Below are 16,037 nucleotides of genomic sequence, written 5' to 3' on the forward strand. Positions count from 1 at the left end.
GTTCTTCTGCCACATGGATACTCATGGGGTATATATCATGAATAATTAAGAATAATTCTATTTTTGCAGCAAACAGAACCCCATGAGCTTACTGGAAGTACAACAAGTTACAAAAAAATATCCTAATCAAGACAGCAAAGCTGTAAACGCAGTGTCTTTTACTTTGCAAAAAGGCGAATTTGTCTCTTTGGTGGGTGAAAGCGGATGTGGCAAGACCAGCTTGCTGAAACTTATTGATGGCAAAGAAGATGCGGACGAAGGGCAAGTGCTTTTCCAAGGCAAAAAAGTGACCGGTCCTTCTCAAAACCTGCTTCCGGGACATCCCGGCATTGAAATGGTTTTTCAGGATTTTGACCTGTTTCCCAACCAAACGGTTTTCCAAAATATCTCTTACTTTCTCAGACGTTATCAAAAGTGGTATCAGGAAGAGCGCATTCAGGAACTCTTGGACATGTGCGGACTTCTGGGCGCGGAGAAGAAATACCCCCGGGAGCTTTCGGGAGGAGAGCAACAACGCATTGCCTTGGCCCGGGCAATGGCCAACTCTCCGCAGTTACTTCTAATGGACGAACCCTTCAGCAATCTGGACGCCTTGTTGAAAAACCGGTTAAAACACCAGATCGCTGACCTGGTACACCAAACGGGTACGGCAGCTGTGTTTGTAACCCATGATGTGATGGATGCTCTGTCGCTTTCTGATAAAATTATTATTATGAAAAAGGGGGAGTTGGTACAAGTAGCCACCCCACAAACCCTTTATCAATATCCGGCCACTCCATACGTAGCCCGCTTTTTTCCCAATAGCAATGTATTTTCCATCAACGCATTGTCAGCATTATTACCTCAAGCAGTCGATGTACTTCCGCAAAACGGCCAGGAGGCATTTTTACGGGCAGAGGAAATCGAAATCTGCCCGGAGGGAGATGCTTTGCTGACGGGTATTGTGAAGCGCTTGGAATACTTGGGCGCATATACTCAGGTGCAAATACAACTGAGTAAAGACTTTTCATTGCGGGTTAACAGTACAAATATCAACCTTAGCCTTGGGGAACAAGTGCCTATCCGCTTTGATTTGAAGAGCCTACATTATTTTACAAAAAAGAAGTGAATAATTACAAAACCGGGCTTCACCAACGGATAAGAGTTATCATCTGGCCAAGTAAAATTTAAACCCCATCAAATGGCCCCAATCTCCTTTGATCACCAGAGAAGGCAAGGGTAATTTCAACCAACCTTTGCCTACTTTAATCCCTTCAAATTTCACTTTTACCCCTTTGTCAGAAGGGAAGAGTTCTATCTTGGAAAAATTTTCTATTTCCAAATCCAGTGAGCCTTGTACTTCCCGTTTATTCCCGTTCTTTCTAAAAATCGGCAAAAGTACCGTCACAACTTCGTGAGGCTTTTGAAACCGGATCACAAACCCCTCCCCGGATTTATAGATACGCGCTAGTTTTCCTATTACAGATCTTTGAATGGCCACATCCTGAGGCTCTTCCGGTTTTGCAAAAGGTGAAACCCCTGTCAGCAAGAATACAGAATAGGGCACTAAAAAATCCCCTTCCCCAAATAATTGCGAAAGTGCATTTAATCTTGCTTCTACGGTAGCCCCTTGTAAAGCCTTGCCCATACGGCTTATTTGTACTTCCGAAGCCTTTTTAGAAATATCTATCCTCTCAGATTTGTTCTTTTCCAAGTTTTCTCTCTTACTTTGCTTTTTTTTACCACATGAGGAAAAAATGCAAGAAATGAAAACCATTAGTATAATTGCGCGTCTAATTATATTCATAGGTTAATTTACTTGTGTATTTGTCCACACTGAATTCTTGTATTATGTACAGTTTTATCAGCAAAGCTTGCTTTTTTGTAAGTATACTTTTTTTGTGCTCAAGTTGTTTTCAAATTGTAGAAGAAGTCAATTTAAATGAAAATGGTAGTGGTGTCTACACCCTCACACTCAACCTGAGCGAAAGCAAAAGCAAAATGAAGGCCCTATTGGCCTTAGACAGTATAGACGGGCATAAAGTACCCAACGAACGCAGTATCCGTTCGGAAATACAAAAAGCCGCAGGGATTCTCAATCAAATGCAGGGCATTTCCAATGCAAAAACTCAAGTGGATACGGAGAATTATATATTTGAAATCACTTGTAATTTCGCAAATGTGAAAGCACTGGACGAAGGGATTTATCAAACCTTAAACTCGTTGATTCAAACACCCCAAAAAACAGACATTCAGAAAAATCATTTTGTCTTTCAAAATCAACGCTTCGAACGGAATTTCCCCCTGAACCCTAAACCCGAATTTGAAAAATTACCCGGAAAGTACAAAGATGTATTAAAGGAGGCAATATTTACTGCCATTTACCGGTTTCCTAAATCTATAAAAAGTAAGTCTAACCAAGATGCAAAAGTATCGAAAACCGGAAAAGCCAGTATGCTCCGCTATTCTCTGTACCAAATAGCATCCGAACAAAAAACAATTCAAAACACTATCATTCTAAACCAATAATTAAAATAATGTACAAATTCGAACTGATGCGTAAAGCCAGTATTTTACTGACAGTATTATTATTCTCCTACTCTTTAGGTTACGGTCAAAATTTATCACAAAAGATTCCCGAAGATGCGTTAATAGTATTTTCGATTAACGCAGAGCAAGTCCGGCAAAAGGCTGATATGGAGTCGCTGATGGAAATGGAGTTTATCCAGCAAATTGAGCAAGAACTCAGCAAAAGCGATAATCAAGCATTGCTTTCAGCTATCTACTCAGACCCTCAGTCCATCGGACTCAACGCGGAAGATGGATATTACTATTTTATGCAGGCAAACGACAGCATGCTCTACATGAATTTCTTGTTTGGTATTTCGGACAAAGCCCACTTTGACAATTTTGTTTCGCAAACATTCCTTAATGGTATCACACCGACACAAGAAGAAAAGACAAGCTACTTTTCTACGAAAACGTTGGGAATCAGATGGGATGAGCAATATGCCTTGTTTGTCGGGGGGGTTCCACTAAAAAAGAAATCTATCTATAGCCAAGTAGACTACGATGATCCGGAGTATGATCAAAAAATTGACGCTTTAAGAGAAGAAAGAGACACTTGGCTGTCCAAACAATGGCTTGAGCATTTGAAGGCTTCCGAGACAAAGAAAAGCTTAATGAAAGAATCTGCTAATTTCAATAACTTTATTGATAAAGCTCCTGACTTAGGCTTATGGGGTAACTGGAAGGTATTCCAATTAAATTTGATTCAAGGGTTAAAAGAGGTAAGAGAGCTGAGAAATATAGATCAAGTAAAACTTTTTGAAAGCCTCAATGCCTTGTTGGGGGGCAACTACCTTCATATGTACGGTAATTTTGAAAACGGGAAAATCACCCTTGAGACACAACAATACCTGAGTGAAAAGTTGGCTAAACTTTCCGAAGGGATGTACGATAAACGACCCAATCCCGAATACTTAAAGTATATCGATAAAAATAATCTCATTGGCTTTTACTCTATGGCCATCGATATAGAAAAGCTGGTGAACATGACATGGACCATATACAAGCCTTTCTTAGAAAGCATCCCTGAGTATGGCCCTATGGCTCATTCCAGTATGGAAATCTTAGGACTTCTCTTGGATGAACAAGCACTATACAACCTGATGAAAGGGGACTTGGTGTTGTCAATAAGTGCTATGATGGAAGTGGAAAGAGAATACACCTCCTATGAGTATGATGAGGACTTTAACTACACAGAAATCAAGAAAACCAAAAAGGAAGCTATTCCGGAGTTTACCGCGCTTATGGGTATTGGCAATAAAGAAAACTTTGAGATCATCTTAAGAGCTTTATTGCGGACCAAAATTCTTCAACCAACGGAAGACGGCTTGTATTATGAAATCAGAGCGAAAGAATTGCCTATAGCTTTCTATTTGGCTATTCAGGACGATATCATACTCCTGACAAACAATACCTCTTTGTTAGACAAAAAGGTATTAAAGAAAGGGTTGAAAAAGAAATACCGTCTGGAAAAAGAAAGAGCTGAACTGATGACGGAAAATGCTCAAAGCCTCTACTTGGATATTCCCAGACTCCTTACAAACCTTGAGAAAATAGAAAAAGCAAATTCGAAAGAATTAACGGTCATTAATAAACTCAAGGAAGAAGCCGATAATATGAATTTGGTTGGAGTGAAAGTTGAAGGTAATAAGTTGACGTCAAATTTCGAACTTGTATTGCAAAACGATAAGCAAAACAGCTTAAAAATACTCACCCAATTGATGAATTTCTTATTTCATTTATAGAAAATACGATTCAGCCCGCAATACCCATTGTGGGCTGAATTGCTTTGATGCAACTTTAACTTTCCATTACCAACCATTAATCAAGATGAAGCGATCACCCGTTACATATTTTTCAAGCCTGTGTATACTACTTGTTACGTTTTTCTCAAGCTGTAAAGAAGAGCGCCCAATCAACACCTATCTCCCTGAAGATGCATCCGCTGTAATGGCTCTTCGCTCTCAGGATTTGGCGGCCAAAATGCTGTTTGAAAACACTTCGGATCTTAAACTCCAAAAGCTATTGCCTTTAATTAAAGAAAAGGAAACCCAACAGGCCGCGAAAGATATCCTTAAAGCTTTGTCCGATCCTATGAATAGTGGATTGAACCTTCTTGCCGACAGTTATATTTACACCCGGGTACAGGCTCAGGAATGGGGAATATTATTAAAAGTAAGTAATGTTGAAAAACTGTCGAAAAGCCTCACAGAAAAAATTACAGTGCCGCATGATCTTTATTTAAAAGAAAATTACAAACTGCTTGTTTTTGAAAAAGTACCCCTTGCCATAGCATGGAATGAAGAGGTGCTACTCATCAATGGTACGGAGAAAAAGAATCACGCTTCATTGGAGAACAGCACAAACGAGGTGTTGACCCTTTCTGTAGAGAAGTCATTGATGCACCTTCCACAATTTGCTCAACTACAACAAAGGGAGGCGGATGCTTTGCTGTTTGCCAAGTCGGCTGACTTTGATACTCTTACACAAATAGATTCAAAAAAACACGATTTGGCTTACTTGAATCTATTGTTTCACTTTGAAGAGGGCCAACTAAAGTTAGATTTTGAACAACACTTCAAGGAAGCAAAACCACTATTGAAAGCCAAAACTGACCTTTCACCAAACCTCGATATATGGAACCGCTTGGATGATACACAATTGGTAAGCTTCTTTAATTTTCATTACCGGAAAGAAGCTCTTCTGGAGATGGCCCAGATGTATGACTCTACCTATTTTCAGCAGTTGAACAAAGCCACAGGCTTAGAACAGGAAACTTTTTTTTCAGCTTTAAACGGCAATATGACATTGGCCTGTCTGCAAAGTACGGAAGAAACCAAGGAAGTGGTAAGTTATGAATATGATGATGATTTCAATAAAATTGAAGTCAAAGAAACACAAAAGATACGTCAACCCAACCTCTTGTTGGAAATAGGTACAGGCACACCTTTAACCAACTTTCTTAACACTTTGGCAGACATTGGGCTCTTGAAAAAAAGCCAACCTAAAAATTATCAATTACAGGGCTTGAACTTCCCTGTGCTTTTACAACAAAATGAAGCAAGTCTTTTTATCAGCAGCAACCCTGCTTTTTTAGAGGACTCGGGGGAACAAACTTCTTCATCTGACCAAATGAAAGAGTTATCAAAATATCCGGTATCGGCCTTTTTAAATTTCAAAAAACTAGCTGAGGACCCAATGTTCCGTAGAACGATTGATCAACAAACTTCTAAAAAGTTGAAAAACCTTGAAGATATTTCATTTTATGCGTTTCAAGAAGAAAACATCATCAAAGGAAAATTTGAATTGAATTTCACAACTAAAGAGGAAAACAGCCTGAAAACGATTCTTCAATCCTTGCCTTCTTCCCAACCGGAGGAAATAGTGGATCCGGTGGATGCTGTAGAAGAAATGGAGGCAGTGTCGAAGGTAGCGGATGCCGTGGAGGAAGTAGCCACGGATGCCACGGAAGAAGTGGAGGAAGTAATAGAAGTGGTAGAATAAGCCCAAAAAGAAAATTCCATATGCATGGCTGATAACGCCCCAAGTAAATATGCTCCGGGGGTTATCAGCTAGTTTTATTCAAACTCCTTTTTGTATTATTCCATAACCGAGGTTAACATATTAGGTAGAAAAATGGTAAACTTACTTCCCTGATGCGGGTTGCTATACAGGCTAATACTACCATCCAATTTTTTGATCGTTTGTTTCACCGTATATAAACCCAAACCGGAACCTTTGGAGCGATCGGTAGCTCTGAAAAACATTTTAAACACATCATTTTGGAACTCTTCCGGAATACCAATCCCATTGTCTTCAATCTGAATAACCAACAGATGCCCCTCTTCTTTGGCAATTATTTTAATAAAGGGATAATCGATATTGTCTTTACGGTACTTGACTGCATTTTCTATAAGATTTTGTAAGACTAAAACCAGCAATGAACGGTCTGTATAAAAATGACTTTTCAGCTCTATATCTCTCCGGAATGCAATGTATTGAAAGCCCTCCACCTTTTGAAGTGAATACAATACTTCTTCCAACACTACCGGAAAATCTATTAAAGAAGCCCGGCTTTGTACTTGCCGGATCTGGGTAAGTTCAATTAGTTCATGAATGATTTTATCCAGGCGCTCCGCCTGATAAGACACCATTTGAAAATAATGAACAAGGCCGGGTTCTTTTATTTCCGGCTCCATCAGATTGATCAAGCCGATCAAAGTAGAAAGAGGCCCTCGAAGATCGTGGGAAGCCTTGTACATAAAGGTATTCAACTCTTCCACGGCTTCTTGCATATGCGTAATATCCGTAGCCACTAACCCCAAGCCTTCTCCTACCTTAAATGCTTTGAGAAACAAGTGCATACTTCCCAAACTAGGATGAGGCACAAGATCATCTATCACAAATGGTTTTCCCGTGCGGATCACCTCCTGATACTGTTGATACCTCCCCGACTCCACTACATCCGGTGACAATTCAATAATACTTTTCCCCAGGATATCCTCCCTGGCAAAACGGAAAAGTTTCAATCCGGCATTGTTCATGTCCAACAAGTGAAGGTTCCGGTCATAAAGCGCAAAAATATCACTACCTTCATTAAAGAAACTTCGTTGTAACTCCGCTATCTCAGGTACGACTTTCATAAAATGCGAGGACTCTAGCAGGAATAAAAAGGTTAGTCTATAATAAATATAAGAATTAATGGGTAGTCTTTCAAAGAAAGAAAAAGATTAAGTCAACAAGGGATCTACAACAAGAAAAAAACTTTTACATATATCATCGCCGAATCAAATTAACATGAACTGAGTCTCTACAAAACAATCCTAATGCGATACTTTTGCACTTTATCCAGTTTGAACCTAAGTTTCAATTATATACAACCATGACGAAACAACAAATAGAACAAAAGGCCATAAAGGTCTCTATCGGAGGCACTCTTTTTATGGCCTTATTAGGAATCATCTTTGCCTACCTTACCGACTCCGAAGCGATTTTAATAGATGGTTTGTTTTCATTAGTAAGTTTTACTATGGGTCTATTTACCCTGAGGGTGGCCAAGTTATTGAACCTGCCTGACGATGAACATTTTCAATTCGGATACGCTTCTTTCGAACCTCTCTTAAACTTATCCAAAGGTTTATTAATTGCTTTTATTTCCTTGTTTGCCTTGTATTCTGCTACCTCTGCCATCATTGGCGGGGGAAGGCCCATCGAAACGGGATTAGCGATCTATTATGCCCTAATCGCTGCTACAGGTTGCTTTGGCACAGCCCTTTATTTGCGGAAAATGTACAAACAATCCGACTCCTCAATGGTGCAAGTAGACTATAACAACTGGATCATTGACGGGTTGATTAGTAGTGGGGTAGCCGTAGCTTTTATTTTTGTTTATTTATTTCAAAATCAATTGGCAGAGTACCTTGCTTTTGTAGACCCGGTTATTGTGATTTTATTAATCCTCTCTACTTTGCATATTCCCTGGCAAATCATTCGTGAAAACAGCCGGGAACTGCTCTTTGCCGCTCCCGTCAAAAAAGTCAGTCACCAAATTAAGGAGCAGGTAAGGAAGCACCTGCACTTTATTACAGCCGATCAACTATACCTACGGATGGCAAAAGTAGGCAGAGCTTATTATTTGAACATTCATATTATCACCCAACAGCAGACGGACCTGGAAAACTCGTCCCGCCAAGATCAAATTCGGGAAGATTTGTATCGATCGCTTCATACTACCTATCCGGACTTAGTGGTAGATCTCATTTTTACCCGGGAAAAGAAATGGGCACACGAATTCGGACAACATGTGAAAGCATAAAACATTTCCATGGGCTATGGCTTTATTTTCCGGCATTAAGCCCGGCTATATAACCTGTAGTCCATGCCGCCTGAAAATTAAACCCTCCGGTGATGCCATCGATATTCAAGACTTCCCCGGCAAAATACAAGCCCGGGCAAGCCTTACTTTCCATAGTTTTCACATCGATGTCCTTCAAACTTACACCTCCACAAGTGACAAATTCCTCTTTGAAAGTAGTTTTGCCCTTTACGGGGTAAGTATCGTTAATCAAGTGGTTTATCAGGCGATTAAGTTCTTTTTTGGATAGTTCTCCCCATTTTTTTTCTTGGGGGATAGCACTTTTCTCAAGGAGGTAAGCCCATAGCCTTTTCGGTAAATGAAAAGGGTTATGGTTACTGACTTTACGGGCCCGGTATTCTTCTTTGATGGTTTGGCATTCTGCCCGTAAACTTTCTTCATGAACACCGCTCAACCAACTCACCCGGGCGGCAAACTGATACTGTTGCTCATACAATTCACGGGCTCCCCAAGCAGAAAGTTTTAGCACGGCCGGGCCACTTAACCCCCAATGGGTGATCAATAAAGGACCCGTTTCACTCAAGCGAGTAGTTGAAATACTTACGGTAGCTTCCGGTACGGCAATGCCCAACAGTTGTGTGAGTTTTTTATCGGGAATATTGAATGTAAATAAAGACGGTACCGGAGACTCAATCTGATGTCCCAATGTCTTCAACCATTGTAAGCCTTCTAATTTGGGAGAACCTCCCGTAGCCACTATGACCTTGTCATATATGAGCCTTTCTTCCTTCTTTGCAACCTCCACTTGAAACTTGCCATTGTCCAAAGGTATTAACTTGCTCACAGCCATGCCTAACACAACCTGTACACCCGCTTTACGGGCCGCTCCACCAAGGCAATCCACAATCGTTTGGGAAGTATCAGTCACCGGAAACATCCTGCCATCCTCTTCGGCTTTTAACTTCACTCTTCTTTTTTCAAACCAATCAAGGGTATCTTTTGTAAAAAACCGGTGGAAGGCTTTTTTCAAAAACTTCTCTCCCCGGGGGTAATTTTTGGCCATGGTAGAGATTTGAAAGCAATGATGGGTCACATTGCAGCGTCCTCCTCCTGAAATACGGACTTTGGAAAGTACTTTTCCTGATTTTTCAAAAAGATCTACTTGATGTTGAGGATATGCTTCGGCACAGTTAATGGCAGCAAAAAAGCCTGCTGCTCCCCCTCCTATCACTAATATTTTCAACGTGTCTGACTTTAGGTTTCTGCAAAAGTACAGCATTCACTTGGTTTATCAAGGATGGAAGGAGTGAGGGGTTGAGGGATTGAAGGAATGAGGAGGTTGAAGGAATGAGGGGGGTTGGGGCATACTCTTCCTTTCAAAAATTCATTGTATCAATTATTCTTCATCATATTATTGAGAATATACCCAATGAATACAACTACCGGCAGAATACAGATGTGACTTTTCTACAAATTTTCCAGACAAGAAACCCCGCCAACAGCGGATAGATGTATTTCAACTTTTTATTCCTTTTCATATAATCGTTCCAGTACAATCCTCCGAACAGACGGGCCATAAGGTAATACAACAAGCCCAGTTTAAAGTTGGCTTTGTTTAATTCGGTAAAAAATAACTCATCCACCTTTTTCTGAGTAATTTTATCTTTATACCCCTCCCGAAATTGGTACAAGGCATCGTGCACCAACGAAGCATAATATGTGACTGGTTTTCCGGTTTCGCAATCTACCACGCCATCCGGAGTCCCTAGTAAAATATCCCAACAATAATACTTCGGAGAACAACCGTCCCAGGCATACCCCTGCCCGTGACTTCCTTTAACTTTGATGTAACCGTCCGGGCGAATCAACAGCCATTTATTTTCAAAACTCACCTCTTTCAAAGCTGTGTGGGGGTATTCTACATCGTTCCGCTCAACAAAAGCATAGTTACTCATGAGTATATCAGTATTGAATGACAGTCATATTGAAAATACATATTTCTGTCTAAAAAGTAAAGAAAACACATTGATATACTCTGATCTTAAAGCAGTTGCACTGCGCTTTATTCTTTTCTCAAATGGTAAAAAACAATACGGTGGAAAAACTAACGGCTACGGTAAATTCCAAAATACCGGCAGCCAGATTGCGGTCTTGGGTGATTTCTTTATTCAAATCGGCTTTTAGTAAAATCCATTTGTCAAATACCAAACGTACCACAACCAGGAATACAAATACTAAAATGATATCCAATACTAACTCTTGTAAATTCACTGCCCAACTTTCAAAATCACCGGAGACGGCCCTCATAACGATAATTCCAATAGCAATCAGCCCTCCGGCAAAACCTAACCCGGCCGCTACATTGTCCTTCTCTATTTCTTCATGAACCTTATAAGGAGTCACCAAATCATATAAAAAGCTAAACAGAATTAAGGCAACTTGCCCGATCAGGTAAAAAACGAGGGCTGTCACCCAACTGCCACCTTCTCCATGGACGGCACCGGCAATCACCAAGCCGGAAGCTATGTATGAAGCACATTCTACCACACCCGTACCTACATTTTTATCTTCAACGATTTCCTTGGTTGTTGAAAAATGCCGTAAAACGAATTTATCATTTATCAAGCGGGAGAAATTCAACACAACAATGCCTGCTAATGAATAAGCCGCTGTTATTACCAAATCGTATACCCAGCCATAAGAGGGGCCATCCACAACGCCTACAAAGATCGCCGTAACCCCGATGAAGTACCCTCCCAGACTCACACCTTGGGCCAGGTTGTCTTTTTCGGTAAGTTCTTCGTCAAGTTTATAGGGGAGTAAAAAATTTTTAATCCACTTTGCCAATAAAAAAATCACAACATACAATACCAATAGGCTAAGTGGACTGGCGAGGTTCTCCAATAGTGCTAAGCTTTCCATAGTTGTACTTTTAGGTGCTGAATAATTTTCATTCAAGATACTTTTATTTTGAAATAATCAAAATGCGCAGAGAAAATCTCTACTCTGCCTGACTGTTCATTGCCCAGTGTCCATAGCCACTTTGATCAAAAAATGCTTGGAAGTCGCGAATATGAAGCATTTCTTGAATCGCCTTCTGTTTATCAGGAGCTTTTGCATAGTAGCTCTCGCATATTTTATATCCAATCCAAAATCCCAGATTTACAGGTTTATCCTCAACAGTACTTTCATTGAACAACCACTTTTGATAGCTTTTTCCATACATTTCCCGATAGAAGGTGTCCCAGATTTCCTTTTCGTGGGCTTTGCCGTATTGATAGAGTTCATCGTGGGCATTTTGTCCGGTAATCAACACACTGATAAACTCGGCCACCCCTTCCCTGATACAGGCAGCCAGTAAGGTCGGAGCTTCTTCATATGATTGCTGATAATGCACCAAATCATGCGCAATCAAAGCCGGCAACTTATCCACTGTACGGGAAATGGCTTTCTCCCGGGCATTCAGTTCTTCCGTAGAAGTGCTATCCGTTTTACTATATAACTCTACTCCCACCAATAGTCCTACAGAGGTAGGCGTACTCCGGGCCGTCATACTCCCGATCACCAAATAGATATCCGGAAATACCGCTTCCGGATAAAGCTTATGCAGGCGTTGAAAACTACGCTTGATTTCCGGATCAATTTTTTTTATACTCTTGGTAGCCTCCCGTATGTCCGAAAAATAGGTTTTACGACTTTTTACTTTAAACAAAAAGCCTTGTAAACTTAACACTCTGGTCCGGAAAAACTCTTTCAAGCCCAAAGAGCCGGGGTTCAGGTATTCTTTTTCAAAAATATCCCGGCTATTTCGCTCATCAATTTTATCAAAGCACTTCCAAAACCGCTGGATGTCCGAAGTAATGACCTTCGCTTTTTCAGGATCGTGATAGGCCGTACGGTTGTCTTCCACGAGTTTGAGTACTTTCTTCCACTTTCGATGCTCTTTCAATGCCTCAAAGTCCTCATTCTGGTGCAAATAGTCCAAATCCCTGAAGCCTGCTTTTCCTCCTTTATGCAAACAGTAAAAGGCACTGTCCAGATTTTGATCCAAGGCATAACATTGTGCTGCCTTTATATAAAAAAGCGGATTTTCATATTTTTCCTGTTCAAAAACCCTCACATAAAACATACCTGCCTCTGCATAATGTTGAGAGTGGTATTTGGAATCGGCTATAGTTACAGCTTGAATTACCTCCTGCCCCATCAGGCTCGGTTGTATACCGGTTAACAGCAATACCCACCCAACATATTTCATTAAAATAATTCTACTCATATCGTTATAATCCTAAACTGTTTTTCTCTGGCTTACTATGGTATCAAAGATATAGGAAGGGAAGGTGACTCTCCGGAAAATCTCTTATTTTTTTATAAACTCACCTCATGGGCTTGATACTCGGATTTTTCCCATAAACAGGCGCAAATACCTACATTACATTCATGAAACAGGATTTCACATCAACAGAAGTAATTTTACAGGTAGCAGTAAATTACGAATAAACCGTAAAAAAACACACACATATTACATCATACAACAATACCTTGTTTAAGGCAAACAAAATCCGGACATCCCCATCATACATGAAGTATTTTAATGTTTCCGGGTAGTTACTTTTTCTCGCTGGTCGAAAACCAGAATGTAATACTGTGTACGATTAACTTTCTTTGGATATACTAAATTGATCAAATTTCGCATTGTATTTAAAAGACATAATTAACAATTATAAAACAAATTGCTCCGAAAACTACTTTTTAAACATTAGATAGAATTTTGTGATACATTGATTTTTGAACAAACATGTTGAAATACGGAGTCGTAAACAAAGAGCGCATACGCCAGGTTGAAAATGAAAACCGCCTTCTTAAAAAGCAAATTCAAGAAGCCTCTCAACTGATCCAAAATATCCAGGACGGAAACTTCGATTCACTCGCTACAGAAGACATATGCCAAAATGAACTGGGAAATGCACTCAAGGAAATGCAATACCAGTTTGCCAGTATTGAAGAACAAAAAAAACAACGCAACTGGATTACGGAAGGCGTTGCGGAATTAAGTGAACTACTCAGAAAAGATTACGCCAGTATCACAGAAGTTGCAGACCGCTTATTGGCTTTTTTGGTCAAATACTTAAATGCCAACCAAGGCTGTATTTTTATCGCTCAGGCAGATGCCTACCAACAAGATCAAACCTACCTGGAAATGCTGGCCTGTTATGCCTATCAACGTAAAAAGCATTTCGAGCAAAAAATCTATGCCGGGGAAGGCTTGGTGGGCCAAGTATATTTGGAAGGAATTACCACCCACCTGACGGATATTCCTAGCGATTATATCAATATTACTTCAGGGTTAGGAGAAGCCACTCCGGGGTCTCTTTTGTTTGTCCCGATCAAAATTGATGAAAAGATCTTTGGAGTCTTAGAACTGGCCTCTTTCTATGAATTCAATAACTTCCATATTGAATTTTTGGAAAAAGTCTGTGAAAATATTGCTGCTACATTCAACTCGGTACAAAGTAAAGAACGGACAGAAACACTGCTCAAAGAAAGCCAGATGCAGACCGAACAACTCCGGGCACAAGAAGAAGAAATGCGGCAAAATGCGGAAGAGCTGGAAGCTACCCAGGAGGAGATGATGCGCAACCAAAATGAACTGCTACAATTGAAGGAAGAGTTGGAAAAAAAAGTGGAAAAGCAGAAAGAACAAGAACTGGAATTACGTGCACAACAAGAGGTACTGAAAGAGAGCATGTTGGAGATGAAAGAAGCTCAGGTAGAACTTACACAAAAAGAAAGGGAGCTCAAAGGGATATTGGAAGCTATCAATCATGCAAGTTATAAAGCGGAATTTGCCCCTGATGGAGAAATTTTATTCATCAATAAAAACTTTGAAAAACTCTTTCGAATCAGCCTTGATGAAATACGAGGAGAAAACAGTCGCCGCTTCAATGCTTTAGCCAAAAGTGATCCGCAAGCCTATACCCGATTATGGGAAAACCTAAACCAGGGACAACATGTTGAAATAGAATCCGAAGTGGTTTTACCACATCAAACGTTTTGGCTCAAAGAACATTATACCCCGGTACTTGATACCAATGGCGAAGTTAAAAAAATCATCCTGATCTCTTCGGATATTACCAGTATTCAAAAATCAAAAGCAGAATTAATTGCCCGGACTCAAGCATTTGAAATGAGCACTATTCTTTCCGAGTCCGACATTTATGGCACCATTACATTTGTGAATGACAAACTTTGTGAGGTATCGAAATACTCGCGGGACGAACTAATCGGAAAACCACATAAAATATTCAGGCACCCGGATATGCCTAAAGAAGTTTTTGCAAAAATGTGGGAAACCATTAAAAATGGGAAATCTTTCAGAACCGTATTGAAAAACAGAGCCAAAGATAACTCTATCTATTGGGTGGATGCAGTAATAACCCCCGTACTGGATAGCAATCAAAAACCGGTAAAGTACATAGGCGCTCGCTATGTCATTGAAGATGAAAAATATGCGGAACTGTTGTATAAAAGAGCTTTGCAAAACTTAGGCATTCAGGAAAGTTAATACTGTCAGAAGCAAGTGGCATAACCGTATATAAAAAAGTTTCTATTAGCCATCTTTTACCCCCAAAGCTATTTAATATAGCCTGGGGGTTTTCTTTGATGTATTCGTACTAAAGCCTGTGCTACTATGGCTCATCATTTTGTCAGGTATTCCAATATTTGGATCGCTTGTTCGGTAGTATGTGTTACAGCCATAGCCTGAGCATCTACTTCCTTCAGGGCATGGGTAAAATCCGCCGGATGGATGACAATCACGGATTTTCCCTTGGCTACGGCATATCCTACATCAAATGCCGCATTCCATTGCCGGTATTTATCACCGAACTTGACAATCACAATATCAGCCACTTCAATACCTTTTTTGATCCGCATGGCATTGATTTTAGCGGCTTTGTGATCCTTCCAGAAGTCCTTTTCCTCTTCTCCCAAAATCTCCACCCCTACATTGTCGCTGGCATCATGGTCGGTCACGGGTGAAAGATACCGGATATCCAGGCTCTTTTGCCGGGACACATATTCGATTTCTTTTCGCCAATCCGTGTGGATTTCTCCGGAAAGATAAACGGTTAGTTTCATAGTCGACATGGTTTAAAAGTAAATTTATACAAACGGATTTTTAAGACTGAATTTCTTCTTATGAGAAGCGGGTATCTTTATTGAATATCCTCTTCCAGGTTTTCTTGAACAGGGGCTATTAACTTAAAAGACCTATCCGCCACTATTTGCCCATCCAGGTACGTAATCATACGCCAAATTCCCGTTTTATCTTCCACAGGTGCCCAAATACAATCGCCCAAATAAAACTGATGCGGATTGGAATTAATAAAATATTCCCCCTCAAAAGGTGGTCGTACCTTACCTTCATCGTCTTTAAAAGGCGGGTGCTCAATCCGGAATTGAAGGGTCTTTCCTTTTCCTTTACGGATTTCAAGGATATAACCAAACTCCACACCCAAACGGGCCTCAATGGTATCGGTAATTTCTACCAACTCAGGTAAGTCTTTGGACTCTTTGTCCCAATTCGTATACTGCCCGTAAGACATACACGCTACCTCTGCTCTCTTCTTTGACATAAATATGAATCTGTTAACACTACACAATAAGTAATAAGCTT

The 16,037-nt window shown here is 40.3% G+C and carries 14 protein-coding genes; 6 read left to right on the plus strand and 8 right to left on the minus strand.

The annotated features are described in order from the left end of the window. The first annotated feature begins 82 nt into the window (after positions 1-82). Positions 83-1,108 (plus strand): ABC transporter ATP-binding protein, encoded by a 1,026-nt coding sequence (locus AAG747_RS14435; RefSeq protein WP_346821887.1) that lies wholly within the window; start codon positions 83-85, stop codon positions 1,106-1,108. A gap of 39 nt (positions 1,109-1,147) precedes the next feature. Here the strand turns inward: AAG747_RS14435 and AAG747_RS14440 are convergent, their stop codons facing one another. Then, positions 1,148-1,693, minus strand: a complete 546-nt coding sequence (locus AAG747_RS14440) for a hypothetical protein (RefSeq protein ID WP_346821888.1) — start codon at positions 1,691-1,693, stop codon at positions 1,148-1,150. A 287-nt stretch (positions 1,694-1,980) separates the two neighbouring features. On the opposite strand from AAG747_RS14440, the gene AAG747_RS14445 reads away from it, so the two are divergent. From AAG747_RS14445 to AAG747_RS14455, 3 genes are all read left to right on the plus strand, one after another. Continuing rightward, complete coding sequence (locus tag AAG747_RS14445; RefSeq protein WP_346821889.1) at positions 1,981-2,508, plus strand: hypothetical protein; 528 nt, start codon at positions 1,981-1,983, stop codon at positions 2,506-2,508. A gap of 8 nt (positions 2,509-2,516) precedes the next feature. Continuing rightward, entirely contained in the window at positions 2,517-4,292 is a 1,776-nt protein-coding gene (locus AAG747_RS14450; RefSeq protein ID WP_346821890.1) for a DUF4836 family protein, read from the plus strand. A gap of 85 nt (positions 4,293-4,377) precedes the next feature. Continuing rightward, positions 4,378-6,051, plus strand: coding sequence for a DUF4836 family protein (locus AAG747_RS14455; RefSeq protein WP_346821891.1), 1,674 nt, complete (start codon positions 4,378-4,380; stop codon positions 6,049-6,051). 95 nt (positions 6,052-6,146) lie between these two features. Here the strand turns inward: AAG747_RS14455 and AAG747_RS14460 are convergent, their stop codons facing one another. Then, positions 6,147-7,190, minus strand: a complete 1,044-nt coding sequence (locus AAG747_RS14460; RefSeq protein WP_346821892.1) for a sensor histidine kinase — start codon at positions 7,188-7,190, stop codon at positions 6,147-6,149. Positions 7,191-7,429: 239 nt separating this feature from the next. Between AAG747_RS14460 and AAG747_RS14465 the strand changes: the two genes are divergently transcribed. Beyond that, positions 7,430-8,362 (plus strand): cation diffusion facilitator family transporter, encoded by a 933-nt coding sequence (locus AAG747_RS14465; RefSeq protein ID WP_346821893.1) that lies wholly within the window; start codon positions 7,430-7,432, stop codon positions 8,360-8,362. Positions 8,363-8,384: 22 nt separating this feature from the next. Here the strand turns inward: AAG747_RS14465 and AAG747_RS14470 are convergent, their stop codons facing one another. The 4 genes from AAG747_RS14470 to AAG747_RS14485 form a co-directional block, all read right to left on the minus strand. Continuing rightward, positions 8,385-9,605 (minus strand): BaiN/RdsA family NAD(P)/FAD-dependent oxidoreductase, encoded by a 1,221-nt coding sequence (locus tag AAG747_RS14470; protein WP_346821894.1) that lies wholly within the window; start codon positions 9,603-9,605, stop codon positions 8,385-8,387. A gap of 196 nt (positions 9,606-9,801) precedes the next feature. Then, the gene (locus AAG747_RS14475; RefSeq protein WP_346821895.1) at positions 9,802-10,317 is read right to left on the minus strand and encodes a hypothetical protein; all 516 of its coding nucleotides are present in this window, start codon (positions 10,315-10,317) and stop codon (positions 9,802-9,804) included. Between the two features lie 118 nt (positions 10,318-10,435). Then, positions 10,436-11,284, minus strand: coding sequence for a DUF350 domain-containing protein (locus AAG747_RS14480; protein WP_346821896.1), 849 nt, complete (start codon positions 11,282-11,284; stop codon positions 10,436-10,438). 79 nt (positions 11,285-11,363) lie between these two features. Further along, the gene (locus tag AAG747_RS14485; RefSeq protein ID WP_346821897.1) at positions 11,364-12,635 is read right to left on the minus strand and encodes a gliding motility protein GldB-related protein; all 1,272 of its coding nucleotides are present in this window, start codon (positions 12,633-12,635) and stop codon (positions 11,364-11,366) included. A 522-nt stretch (positions 12,636-13,157) separates the two neighbouring features. On the opposite strand from AAG747_RS14485, the gene AAG747_RS14490 reads away from it, so the two are divergent. After that, the gene (locus tag AAG747_RS14490; RefSeq protein WP_346821898.1) at positions 13,158-14,924 is read left to right on the plus strand and encodes a PAS domain-containing protein; all 1,767 of its coding nucleotides are present in this window, start codon (positions 13,158-13,160) and stop codon (positions 14,922-14,924) included. A gap of 134 nt (positions 14,925-15,058) precedes the next feature. Here the strand turns inward: AAG747_RS14490 and AAG747_RS14495 are convergent, their stop codons facing one another. Together AAG747_RS14495 and AAG747_RS14500 are read right to left on the minus strand one after the other, a co-directional pair. After that, positions 15,059-15,499 (minus strand): YtoQ family protein, encoded by a 441-nt coding sequence (locus tag AAG747_RS14495; protein WP_346821899.1) that lies wholly within the window; start codon positions 15,497-15,499, stop codon positions 15,059-15,061. A gap of 77 nt (positions 15,500-15,576) precedes the next feature. After that, positions 15,577-15,996: a DUF3859 domain-containing protein gene (locus tag AAG747_RS14500; RefSeq protein ID WP_346821900.1), complete on the minus strand. Its 420-nt coding sequence runs from the start codon at positions 15,994-15,996 to the stop codon at positions 15,577-15,579. Between the last annotated feature and the right edge of the window lie 41 nt (positions 15,997-16,037).

Origin of the sequence: Rapidithrix thailandica (assembly GCF_039710355.1) — a bacterium.
Lineage (GTDB): Bacteria > Bacteroidota > Bacteroidia > Cytophagales > Flammeovirgaceae > Rapidithrix > Rapidithrix thailandica.

Coding starts and splice junctions, on each gene's coding strand:
- AAG747_RS14465 (WP_346821893.1), top strand. CDS start 7,430: ATGACGAAACAACAAATAGAACAAAAGGCCATAAAGGTCTCTATCGGA.
- AAG747_RS14500 (WP_346821900.1), bottom strand. CDS start 15,996: ATGTCAAAGAAGAGAGCAGAGGTAGCGTGTATGTCTTACGGGCAGTAT.
- AAG747_RS14450 (WP_346821890.1), top strand. CDS start 2,517: ATGTACAAATTCGAACTGATGCGTAAAGCCAGTATTTTACTGACAGTA.
- AAG747_RS14435 (WP_346821887.1), top strand. CDS start 83: ATGAGCTTACTGGAAGTACAACAAGTTACAAAAAAATATCCTAATCAA.
- AAG747_RS14485 (WP_346821897.1), bottom strand. CDS start 12,635: ATGAGTAGAATTATTTTAATGAAATATGTTGGGTGGGTATTGCTGTTA.
- AAG747_RS14475 (WP_346821895.1), bottom strand. CDS start 10,317: ATGAGTAACTATGCTTTTGTTGAGCGGAACGATGTAGAATACCCCCAC.
- AAG747_RS14455 (WP_346821891.1), top strand. CDS start 4,378: ATGAAGCGATCACCCGTTACATATTTTTCAAGCCTGTGTATACTACTT.
- AAG747_RS14445 (WP_346821889.1), top strand. CDS start 1,981: ATGAAGGCCCTATTGGCCTTAGACAGTATAGACGGGCATAAAGTACCC.
- AAG747_RS14480 (WP_346821896.1), bottom strand. CDS start 11,284: ATGGAAAGCTTAGCACTATTGGAGAACCTCGCCAGTCCACTTAGCCTA.
- AAG747_RS14490 (WP_346821898.1), top strand. CDS start 13,158: ATGTTGAAATACGGAGTCGTAAACAAAGAGCGCATACGCCAGGTTGAA.
- AAG747_RS14460 (WP_346821892.1), bottom strand. CDS start 7,190: ATGAAAGTCGTACCTGAGATAGCGGAGTTACAACGAAGTTTCTTTAAT.
- AAG747_RS14495 (WP_346821899.1), bottom strand. CDS start 15,499: ATGAAACTAACCGTTTATCTTTCCGGAGAAATCCACACGGATTGGCGA.